The organism is Mycobacterium sp. (assembly GCF_032162105.1).
GTDB lineage: Bacteria > Actinomycetota > Actinomycetes > Mycobacteriales > Mycobacteriaceae > Mycobacterium.
On the sequence record NZ_JAVRPS010000174.1, the window covers coordinates 1 to 8817 of the forward strand.

13 protein-coding genes are annotated in these 8817 nt (G+C 65.3%); 8 read left to right on the forward strand and 5 right to left on the reverse strand.

Annotated elements, in window-relative coordinates; genetic code table 11:
- Window positions 1–324: aquaporin (locus QOC69_RS09050; protein ID WP_526438538.1), on the forward strand; the 324-nt coding region annotated here is incomplete at its 5' end.
- Window positions 321–731 (forward strand): arsenate reductase ArsC, encoded by a 411-nt coding sequence (locus QOC69_RS09055; RefSeq protein WP_526438540.1) that lies wholly within the window; start codon window positions 321–323, stop codon window positions 729–731. The genes QOC69_RS09050 and QOC69_RS09055, both read left to right, overlap by 4 nt.
- 3 nt (window positions 732–734) lie before the next feature.
- Here QOC69_RS09055 and QOC69_RS09060 read toward each other — a convergent pair whose 3' ends face one another.
- Entirely contained in the window at window positions 735–1115 is a 381-nt protein-coding gene (locus QOC69_RS09060) for a nuclear transport factor 2 family protein (RefSeq protein ID WP_526438542.1), read from the reverse strand.
- Between the two features lie 209 nt (window positions 1116–1324).
- Window positions 1325–2002, reverse strand: coding sequence for a sigma-70 family RNA polymerase sigma factor (locus QOC69_RS09065; protein ID WP_526438544.1), 678 nt, complete (start codon window positions 2000–2002; stop codon window positions 1325–1327).
- A 316-nt stretch (window positions 2003–2318) separates the two neighbouring features.
- Between QOC69_RS09065 and QOC69_RS09070 the strand changes: the two genes are divergently transcribed.
- From QOC69_RS09070 to QOC69_RS09085, 4 genes are all read left to right on the forward strand, one after another.
- On the forward strand, window positions 2319–2819 hold the full coding sequence (locus QOC69_RS09070; protein ID WP_526438546.1) for a MarR family winged helix-turn-helix transcriptional regulator: 501 nt from the start codon (window positions 2319–2321) through the stop codon (window positions 2817–2819).
- Between the two features lie 18 nt (window positions 2820–2837).
- Window positions 2838–3224 (forward strand): MMPL family transporter, encoded by a 387-nt coding sequence (locus QOC69_RS09075; protein WP_526438548.1) that lies wholly within the window; start codon window positions 2838–2840, stop codon window positions 3222–3224.
- A gap of 241 nt (window positions 3225–3465) precedes the next feature.
- Window positions 3466–4506 (forward strand): peptidoglycan-binding domain-containing protein, encoded by a 1041-nt coding sequence (locus QOC69_RS09080; protein ID WP_526438550.1) that lies wholly within the window; start codon window positions 3466–3468, stop codon window positions 4504–4506.
- A gap of 24 nt (window positions 4507–4530) precedes the next feature.
- Window positions 4531–5430: a peptidoglycan recognition protein family protein gene (locus QOC69_RS09085; RefSeq protein ID WP_526438552.1), complete on the forward strand. Its 900-nt coding sequence runs from the start codon at window positions 4531–4533 to the stop codon at window positions 5428–5430.
- Here QOC69_RS09085 and QOC69_RS09090 read toward each other — a convergent pair.
- The 3 genes from QOC69_RS09090 to QOC69_RS09100 all read right to left on the reverse strand — a co-directional run bounded on the left by QOC69_RS09090 (window position 5392) and on the right by QOC69_RS09100 (window position 6637).
- On the reverse strand, window positions 5392–5829 hold the full coding sequence (locus QOC69_RS09090; RefSeq protein WP_526438554.1) for an STAS domain-containing protein: 438 nt from the start codon (window positions 5827–5829) through the stop codon (window positions 5392–5394). The two genes, QOC69_RS09085 and QOC69_RS09090, sit on opposite strands and share 39 nt — an antisense overlap.
- 75 nt (window positions 5830–5904) lie before the next feature.
- On the reverse strand, window positions 5905–6354 hold the full coding sequence (locus tag QOC69_RS09095; RefSeq protein WP_526438556.1) for a hypothetical protein: 450 nt from the start codon (window positions 6352–6354) through the stop codon (window positions 5905–5907).
- A 127-nt stretch (window positions 6355–6481) separates the two neighbouring features.
- Window positions 6482–6637, reverse strand: a complete 156-nt coding sequence (locus tag QOC69_RS09100) for a DUF6131 family protein (RefSeq protein WP_526438558.1) — start codon at window positions 6635–6637, stop codon at window positions 6482–6484.
- A 491-nt stretch (window positions 6638–7128) separates the two neighbouring features.
- Between QOC69_RS09100 and QOC69_RS09105 the strand changes: the two genes are divergently transcribed.
- Together QOC69_RS09105 and QOC69_RS09110 are read left to right on the forward strand one after the other, a co-directional pair.
- Window positions 7129–7932 carry an ANTAR domain-containing protein gene (locus QOC69_RS09105; protein WP_526438560.1) on the forward strand — a complete coding sequence of 268 codons (804 nt, stop codon included), beginning with the start codon at window positions 7129–7131 and terminating at the stop codon, window positions 7930–7932.
- A 192-nt stretch (window positions 7933–8124) separates the two neighbouring features.
- Entirely contained in the window at window positions 8125–8736 is a 612-nt protein-coding gene (locus QOC69_RS09110) for a hypothetical protein (protein WP_526438562.1), read from the forward strand.
- Window positions 8737–8817 lie beyond the last annotated feature (81 nt).

Sequence of the window (8817 nt, forward strand, 5' to 3'; positions counted from 1 at the left end):
CTCGTTGCTCTCATCTTCGCCCTGGCGAGGAGCGGACAAGCCGCACGGTCTGCGGCTGCGGTCGGCGCGTACATCGGTGCGGCCTATTGGTTTACCAGCTCCACGTCCTTCGCCAACCCAGCGGTGACCGTGGGCCGCATGTTCTCTGACAGCTTCGCCGGAATCGCCCCCGGTTCCGCGCCGGGCTTCGTTGCAGCGCAGGTGATTGGGGCACTCGTCGGCCTCGGGCTAGTCGTCGCGCTCTACCCAGGTACAGCGCTCATTGCGGATGAGGTCATCGTGCCCCATCACGACTCCAACTCAACCGAACAGAGACCACGATGACGAAACCTACCGTTCTGTTTCTGTGCACGCACAACGCCGGGCGGTCGCAGATGGCCCTCGGCTTCTTCACGGTCTTCGCCGGCGGGCGCGCAACGGGCTACTCCGGGGGCTCGGAGCCAGCCGATCAAGTCAACCCTTCGGCTGTTGCCGCGATGGCGGAGAAGGGCATCGACATAACCGCCGAACTACCGAAGCGTTGGACCGACGCGATGCTCCAGGACGCGGATGTCGTCGTCACGATGGGCTGCGGTGACACGTGCCCGTTCGTGCCGGGACGGCGCTACGAAGACTGGCCGCTACCAGACCCTGCCGGCCAATCGCTGGAGGCCGTACGACCCATTCGCGACGAGATCGAGGACCGCGTTCGAGGGCTGCTGTCTGGGCTCGGGGTACCGCCCGCCCCGTAACCTTCACTCGATTCGTTCGACCCATTGGGCGCGAGATGGGCCCGGCTCGAACGCCTCGCCGAAGTACTGCGTCTCACGGACCACCTCCCCACCGGCGAACTCCATGATGCTCACCACGTAGAACGGTTCCCCGTCATAGGTAAGGACGAGTTCGCTGATCCACAGCTCACCGCCGCCCAGGATGCGTCGCACGATGAAGCGCTTCGTGTTCGGCTGGGCTTCGCGCGACGCCTGAATTCCGTTCCGGCCACGGATGCGCTCACCCGATTGCGGATACTCGAGAACGGCGTCAGCTCGGTAGATTTGGTGCTCCGCCGCAAAGTCATTGGCGTCGGAGGCCGCCCAGTGCTGCTGCAGAGCGACCCGCACGTCGTCGTCAGGCATGGATCAATCATGCGGCACTGAAGAGCTCCTTGTTAAGCGCGCATACGGCGCGGCGCTGATTCCGCCGTCAGCTGGCGACCCTCCGCTGGCCGACTGGCGAGCTGGGTGGCGGCACGCCAGGCCAGGGCGACGTTGGTGAGGGTCGGGTTCGCCGCGGTGGCGGTCGGGATCACACCATCCTCAACGACATCTTGACCACACTCGCCGACCTAGAGCTCATCCTCCCGACGCTGCTCGACCGCGCCACTTGACGCCCCGGCGCATGGAACGGCGAGAAGCCGGCGCAGTTGCCGTCGTCCGCGGTGGAGCCGGGACATCACGGTTCCGTGTGGGATGCCCATGATTTCGGCGATCTCCTTGTACTTGAGACCTTCGACGTCGGCGTAGTACACGACCATCCGAAATGGTTCGGTCAGGGCGTTCATCGCTGCCTCAATCGCGGTGTCGGGCAACAACTCAAGCACCTCGTCCTCCGCCGAGGGCAGCCCGAGCGATGAGTGTGCAGCGTTGGCTGCCAGCTGCTGGTCGGTGATCTCCTCCACTGGATACACCACGAGTTGGCGCTGCCTCTTGCGGCAGCTGTTGATGTAGGTGTTGGTCAGGATCCGGTGTATCCATGCGTTGAGGTTCGTGCCCGGCCGAAACGAGCCGAATCCGACATAGGCCGACATCATGGTGTCCTGCAACAGATCCTCGGCGTCGGCGGGATTGTGCGTCATGCGCATCGCCCGGCGGTAGAGCGGCGCGCGCAGCGGGATGGCCTCGCGTACGAAGCGCGCGGTCAGCTCGGCAGCGGGTGTGCGCGTGCGTGTCCGAGCCGGATGGGCCTCCGGATCCGCGGCGGGCTGCACGCGCGGCCCAGCGATCAACGCCATGTCAACAGCCATTATCTAACTCCTCCCGAACGTAGTACATCGGGTACCGATCTATTTGATAGTAGATCTAACAACCTCCAATGGCCGAAAATTGTGATCCAAATCACCATCTCATACGCTTTTCTCCGCTGCGCCCCGTCGCCGCCAGTGGCGCGAATAGGCAGCAGACCGCCCACTTACTGGATCGTTCGGGTCTGTCGGCACGCCGAAGCGACGTGCCCATTCCGACGCCAGGCGGCCGCGCAATCACCAGTTCGTCAGGAGACGCTCAGGAGATGTTCAGCCCCAACTATATCGGTAAGCGATGTAGAGGTGATATACCTGTGCAGTGGAACAGTCACGTCGCGGGGCCGATCGGGAGAACACCGCCGAGGGGCTCGAGCAGGCGGCGATCCTCGTGTTGCGGCACCTGTCCGATCGCACGGGGATGGGTCTGACCGCCAGCATGGCGCTCGGCACGCTGGACCGGGAAGGACCGGCACGGGTGACGGCGTTGGCCGCGGCGGCGAGCATCGGCCAGCCGGCGATGACCGAACTGGTTCAGCGTTTGGCGCGACAGGGTCTGGTAATCCGAGTCGACGACCCTGGAGACGGACGGGCCGCTCTGGTCACCATCACCGACGCCGGCCGGGCGCTGCTCGACGCCCAGCGGCGCGACCGCCGGGACCGGCTGGCGGATCTGCTCGCGGCCCTTCCGGCAGATGACGAGGTCACCCTGACGCTGGCCATGCACGTCGCCCTGCCCGTCATCCGGAGACTCATCGACGACGCTCAGCAGCCCCGCAAGCAGGCAGTCGGCGAGACCCCGATCAGTCGGTCGCGGACGTAAGCCAGGAACTGCTGATCGGTGACAGCGGGTCCAGATCACCAAGCGGCGCAGGTAATTTCCGTTGCAAGCATCGCACAGGAGTCGAGCATGACCGTGACCACGACGACAGCCGGCCGCGTCGTCACCGCGGCCGACATGGTCTTCGCCGTCACCATGGCATCGATGATCGTGAGTAGCCTTCGCGTGGTCGGCCAGTTGGGTACCACCATCGGCCTGGGGCTGATCATCGACACGCTCATCGTGCGGTCGTTCATGGCGCCGTCGATCGCCGCGGCGCTGGGACGATGGTTCTGGTGGCCGCTGAACACCTTCCGTACCCCTGGCAACGCCGCCCCCAAGCCCGAACCGGAGCCGGAAGCCACCACCGCGCCACTGACGCAGCAGGCGACGGCTGAAACACACTGATGAGCCAACCGAGGACACGGTGTAACCCACCGGATTGGGCCCAACTCGTGATGGGCTGATGTGCCGCCGAGTACGAGGGCTACCTCGATGAGGCGAACCTCGGCGCCGTTTGTACCGTCCGGGAACTTGATCGCGACGGTTTGGGCGAAGTCACGTGGGTTTGCCGAGCTGCCGCGAGCCGAAATCCCTTGGCGCCGAACGCTTCGGGCGTAGCATCGATTGCAGACCGAAGGGATTTGCAATGGCAGTCGTATTGAGCCCTGGGGATGACAACGATCTCGTCCGGCTCCTTCAGGCCAGGCTGAATCGTGACTATCCGCTCTACTCCAACCTCGTCGTGGACGGCGATTACGGACCGCTCACCACCGCCGTGGTCAGAGAGTTCCAACGCCGCGCAGGGCTGCAGGGCGACGGCATCGCCGGTCCGCTGACACTGGGCCGACTGGGGTTGAACTTCGAACAACCGCCACCGCTGCCGACGAACCTGCCGTTCTTCTACTGCGCCTCCGGCACGTGGGCCACGCCGTTCCAGGGGCCACCGTTCGACGTCGGGTTCCGGCTCGAACAGATGGGCCGGGTCCGCAACCAGCCGGTCGGCTATCCCGCCAGCGGCTTCCTTTACCCCAACCCGTTCCTGAGCTACAACGAATCGGTCGCGCTCGGCGTCGCCGAACTCTTGCGTCTGATCTTGATGAACGCAGGCAAGTTCTACCTCTGCGGCTACAGCCAGGGCGCCGAAGTGGTGGTGCGAACGCTGCGACTGATGCTGCCAGGCCAGCCGCTGGCACATCGCGCGGGCGACCTCCTCCAGGTCGTCACCTTCGGCAGCCCCTGCCGCCCACCCGGGCCGACGCTGGTGGGCAACAATCCGCCAGGGGCCGGTATCTCGGGCATCTACACACCCGACCAGTTCCGCCCGCGTACATACGATTTCGTTCTGGACGGCGATATGTACGCCACGACCACCGAGGACACGCTGCTGCACCTCGGCTACGAGGCGCTTACCGCTCTGGAACTGGACCTGCCGTTTGCGGTGAAGGTAATCAGCTTGATCCAGAGCAACGAGTTCCTCGCCCTACTCGACCTCGCCAACACGCCCGAGACGTTCGCGAAGGTGGTCAGGACCGCCACCGTCCTCGGTGACTTCCTGATTCGGAATCCGCACATCCACTACAACGACTGGGCCAGCTTCAATGGGAGCACGGGGGTCGACCGAGCGGTGCAGATCGTGGCGAGTGGGTCGACGGCGACCCCGCAGCCCAGACCATTGACCAGTGCATAGTCGTTTGATGAGAGGAATCACGTAGTGCCCCAGACCAAGCCGTGGACCGGTGACCCGGTATGGCTGGCCGACGTGCTTCGTGATGAAGGGCTGAAGGTCGTCGAGTATCCCGGTTGGCGCGACCGCGGCCACGGCGAATTCCGCGATATCCGCGGCGTCATGGTGCACCACACGGGGTCCGACGACGCAACGGCGGCGTCCATCGCCAACGGCCGCCCCGATCTGGCCGGCCCGCTGGCGCAGCTGCACGTCGCCCGCGACGGGACCGTGACGGTGGTCGCCCTCGGCGTAGCCTGGCACGCCGGCATCGGGATGTATCCGTGGTTGCCGACCAACATGGGCAACTGGCACACGATCGGCATCGAGTGCGCCAATAGCGGAACCAGTCCCTCGGCGCCGCACCGAGAGAACTGGCCCGACGTGCAGTACGACGCTCTGGTCGGTTGCTGCGCGGCGATCAATCGCCGCCTCGCGCAAAGCTCTAGCCGCACCATCGGGCACAAGGAGTATGCCGGTCGCGCACAAGGCAAATGGGATCCGGGCGCCATCGACATGGACATTCTGCGCGAGGACATCCAAGCCCGCATCGGCACGATTCCGAACCCGGCGCCGACACCGAGACCTCCCGTACCGATCGGCCAGTACGCCGACATCCTCCTCTTCCCTGGCTCTTCGGGACCACAGGTCGCCGAACTGCAGCGCCGGCTCAAGCAGGCCTATGCGCAGTACGCGGGGGATCTCGTCATCGACGGCGAGTTCGGCCCGGTAACCGAGGCTGCGGTCAAGGAGTTCCAGCGACGTACTGGCGGCCTGAAGGTCGACGGCATCGTCGGGCCCGCCACTGCTTCGGCCATGAAGTTGAGATTGGTGTCCCCATCAGTTCTGTCAACCATCGGTGTTCGTACTGGCCGCGATGAGCCGTGACGGACGGTGAAGCTGATCTGTGAGTGTGCTCAGCGCTGACTCGACGGTGTCGGCGAGGGGTAACGAACCTTGCGGGTCGCAGATCCGCAGTACCCGGGAGGCGGCAGCGCCGGGAACGATCGCCCAGCCCGTGCCGACGCGTGCGCAGTTCACGGAGATCCTGTGTAGCGCCGAGAAACCCTCGGCCCCAAAGAAACCGAGACCGCGTAGATCAAGGACCAAGCCGCCGTAACCCGTCGTGTGTCCTTGCGTGTACTCGGTCAGAGCGTCGGCGTTGGATGCGTCGATGTCACCGTCGGCGCTGATGACGGCGACCGACGACCTCAGCAGACGACCGGAGAAACGTGCGGTGTGGCCTACCCACGGCTGGGGAGGAAAGCCGGTGTGCGGCAGGGCCACAGGGAGGCAAGTTTCCGTCGGCGCGATAGCGGTCACCGGAACTCACCGCAGTCCGGCGGTCGAGGGCTTGCGATTTCAACCACTTCTGGGCATCGCTTGTGCGCTTTGGGTGTCGGCGGGAGTTCCCTGCCGAGTTTCGCGAGCTGGCGTGTCTTGGGCTGGTGCGTCACCGTTTTGCGCGTCGGGGTCGATCGTGTCGGCGCGCCGGTATTCCTGGTTCACGTCGTCGCGGGCAGTGGCGGCGTCGCTGCGACGTGCCTGGGCTTGATGCTGCAGGCCCGACGCGTGTGCTGTCTTGGCGTCGGCTTCGGCTTGAGCAATGCGGGCTTTGGCGGCGGTCTCCTCGGCGAGCGCTTCGCGTTGGCCCACCTCGTGGGACTGTTCGGCAGCTCGGTGGCGGATATCCCCGGCTTCGACGCGACGCCGGTCGGTGCGCTTGTGCACCAAGACGAACCCGAGTGCGGTGAGAATCAGGACCGCGGCGACGGCCACGAGGACGACGGCGATGATGGTGCTTGTGGCCATTTCGGCTCCTTGGATTGGGTCGTGGTGAACTGTGGACATGGATTATGGTGTGGCACTAAAGAACTCGATACCCGGACATGGCGTGCCACGGAAGCGCCGAGCCCGTTAGGTACGAGGAACGGCCCGATTAGTAGTAGCTGCGCCGCCCGCCGACCGCCCGCCCCATTGATCCCATGACGGTCAGTACCAAGCCGATGACGAGGACAACGATGCCGACGGTCCACAGGATGGAGATATTGAGCAGGAATCCGGCGACCAGAAGAATGATTCCTAGAATGATCATGAAGTTTACCTAGTTTCGATGTCGATGGGGGAAGGGGCGCGCTCAGGCCCGGAATGTGCCAGAAGATGGCGGGAATCGGCTCCGCAATGAACACTCGTGGTCACGCGGCGAGTCCCGCGCGGGCAGATCCGCGCGTGGGGGAGAGGCGTGGTGGAGCAGTCATGGTGATCCCGGCGTGCAGACGATCACCGGAGTGTCGGGGTTCGGAGCCAATGCTCCTCGAGTTCTGCAGCGTGCGGCGGAACCCATCCCTGACCAGCTGAATTCTCAGCTGCACCTGACGCTACACCTGTTCGACGGGTCCCGACGATCCAGTGGGTGCCCGGTTTTCCCATCACCAGGTCTGGTCCGCCGAGCGACCGGAGCCAGGAGACTTTGCGCAGGTACGAGGCACGGCGAGCTCGACCGGGTGGCCTGCCTGACTAGGATGGGAACGAACCCGTGGCGGGTGCGCCGCGGGTACGGCGGAATGGTGAGCGCAGGTATCGGCGATGACGGAGTTCACCGGAGACGTGTACGGCTCAGATTTGGGGTCTCTGACCCCGGAGCAGTCCACCGCCGACGCCGCCGATCTTCAGGCCGGCATCGGCGCCTTGGCGGGGCTGGTTGCGGGCAGCCTCGGATTGCCGGAACTGCTTGCCGAAGTCGCGGGATTCGCGGTACGCGCGATCCCGGGCGCAGATGGCGCAGGCGTGACCTTGTTGCGACTCGACAGGGTCGACAACATGGTCGAAGAGCTGGCGGCCAGCTCGCCGTTCGTCGCCGAGATCGACCACGTGCAGTACGTCACCCTCAACGAGGGCCCCTGCATCACCGCAGCACTGGAACGGCGCACGGTGCGGTCGGGGTCCCTAGGTGGGGAGAAGATGTGGCCGCGGTTCGGTCCGCGCGTGAGCAGAATGGGTGTGCACAGCGCGTTGTCGCTGCCGCTGCTGCTACCGGGCCAGGTGATCGGAGCGATCAACGTCTACGCCCACGGCAAGGATGTCTTCGACGAGCACGCGGCTGAACTCGGGGAACTGTTCGCAAAACCCGCGGCAGTGGCAGTCCACAACGCCCAGATCCTCGCCCAGGCGATGACGCTGACCGCTCAGTTGCAGACCGCGCTGTCGACCCGCCCAGTGATCGACCAAGCGATCGGTCTGCTCCGGGGCCGCAGCGGGCGCAGCGCCGAGGAGGCATTCGCCCAACTACGGTCGATGAGCCAAAGCGAACACCGCAAACTGGCCGAAGTCGCGCAACGCATCGTGGATGAAGCCGTCCGCCGCGCCCGCGCCCGACACAACCCGAACTGATCCCGTACCGCGAGGTCAAGCCCGCGGCCGAACTATCGCAGCACGGCGCAGGCGCGTAGGTTGGTTGGGGGAACATTCACGGGCGGGTCCTGACCCAGCGTCTCGTATCTTCCCACCGTGCACGGCGGCTCGCCCTGTTCGGCATTGGCAGGTTGATCCGCGCTCGGGAGCGCCCAGCGGAGCACGCACCTCGTGACGATCACTGCAGCCCTGGCCGCCGAACTCGAAATCCTCACCGCAGCACTGGATCAACCCGGCGCCGACATCGCGCGCAGTGTGCATCAGTTGGCACTCAACGCTGCAGCCGGAGTAACGAGCTACCTCGGTCTGAGCGTCCTCGTGGGCCGCAGTGATCCGCCATTCGCCTTCACCATCCTGGCCGACGGGGTCGCTGCCGACGATATCGGCACCTCGCTGCGGGTGGAGTTGCCGGGTGTGGGCGATGGCGGGGGACGCATGACGGTCGCCGTGAATCTGTATGCGGGCTCGCCGGGGGCGTTTGTCGACCTCGCCGCTGACATGGCGTGGCTGACCGCACGCCCACTGAGCGACTTCGTCCTCGACCAGCACCTCACCATCCCCACCCGGTCGAACACCGGGACCCAACTGCGTGCGGCGTCGGTCATCAATCAAGCCATCGGTGTCCTGATCGGCCGCGGCCACACCCCCGAGCAAGCCCACTGGCAGCTCGACACCGAGGCCGCTGACGCAGGTACCGATCGACACGCCGCCGCCCAACTCGTCCTGGCCACGCTCACCGGGGCAGACATCGAGGACACCGACAAGGATCTCGGCATCCCGTGAACGCGCCTACCGCAGCGTCTCGAAGAGCTCTTCGAAGTGCAGGTGCGCCACGAAGTGCCCGCCGGCTCGAACGTAGTGGGT

What these genes read in the sequence shown, in the direction of transcription:
- QOC69_RS09055 (WP_526438540.1), top strand. Translation starts at nt 321, where the DNA reads ATGACGAAACCTACCGTTCTGTTTCTGTGCACGCACAACGCCGGGCGG.
- QOC69_RS09060 (WP_526438542.1), bottom strand. Translation starts at nt 1,115, where the DNA reads ATGCCTGACGACGACGTGCGGGTCGCTCTGCAGCAGCACTGGGCGGCC.
- QOC69_RS09065 (WP_526438544.1), bottom strand. Translation starts at nt 2,002, where the DNA reads ATGGCTGTTGACATGGCGTTGATCGCTGGGCCGCGCGTGCAGCCCGCC.
- QOC69_RS09080 (WP_526438550.1), top strand. Translation starts at nt 3,466, where the DNA reads ATGGCAGTCGTATTGAGCCCTGGGGATGACAACGATCTCGTCCGGCTC.
- QOC69_RS09095 (WP_526438556.1), bottom strand. Translation starts at nt 6,354, where the DNA reads ATGGCCACAAGCACCATCATCGCCGTCGTCCTCGTGGCCGTCGCCGCG.
- QOC69_RS09100 (WP_526438558.1), bottom strand. Translation starts at nt 6,637, where the DNA reads ATGATCATTCTAGGAATCATTCTTCTGGTCGCCGGATTCCTGCTCAAT.
- QOC69_RS09105 (WP_526438560.1), top strand. Translation starts at nt 7,129, where the DNA reads ATGACGGAGTTCACCGGAGACGTGTACGGCTCAGATTTGGGGTCTCTG.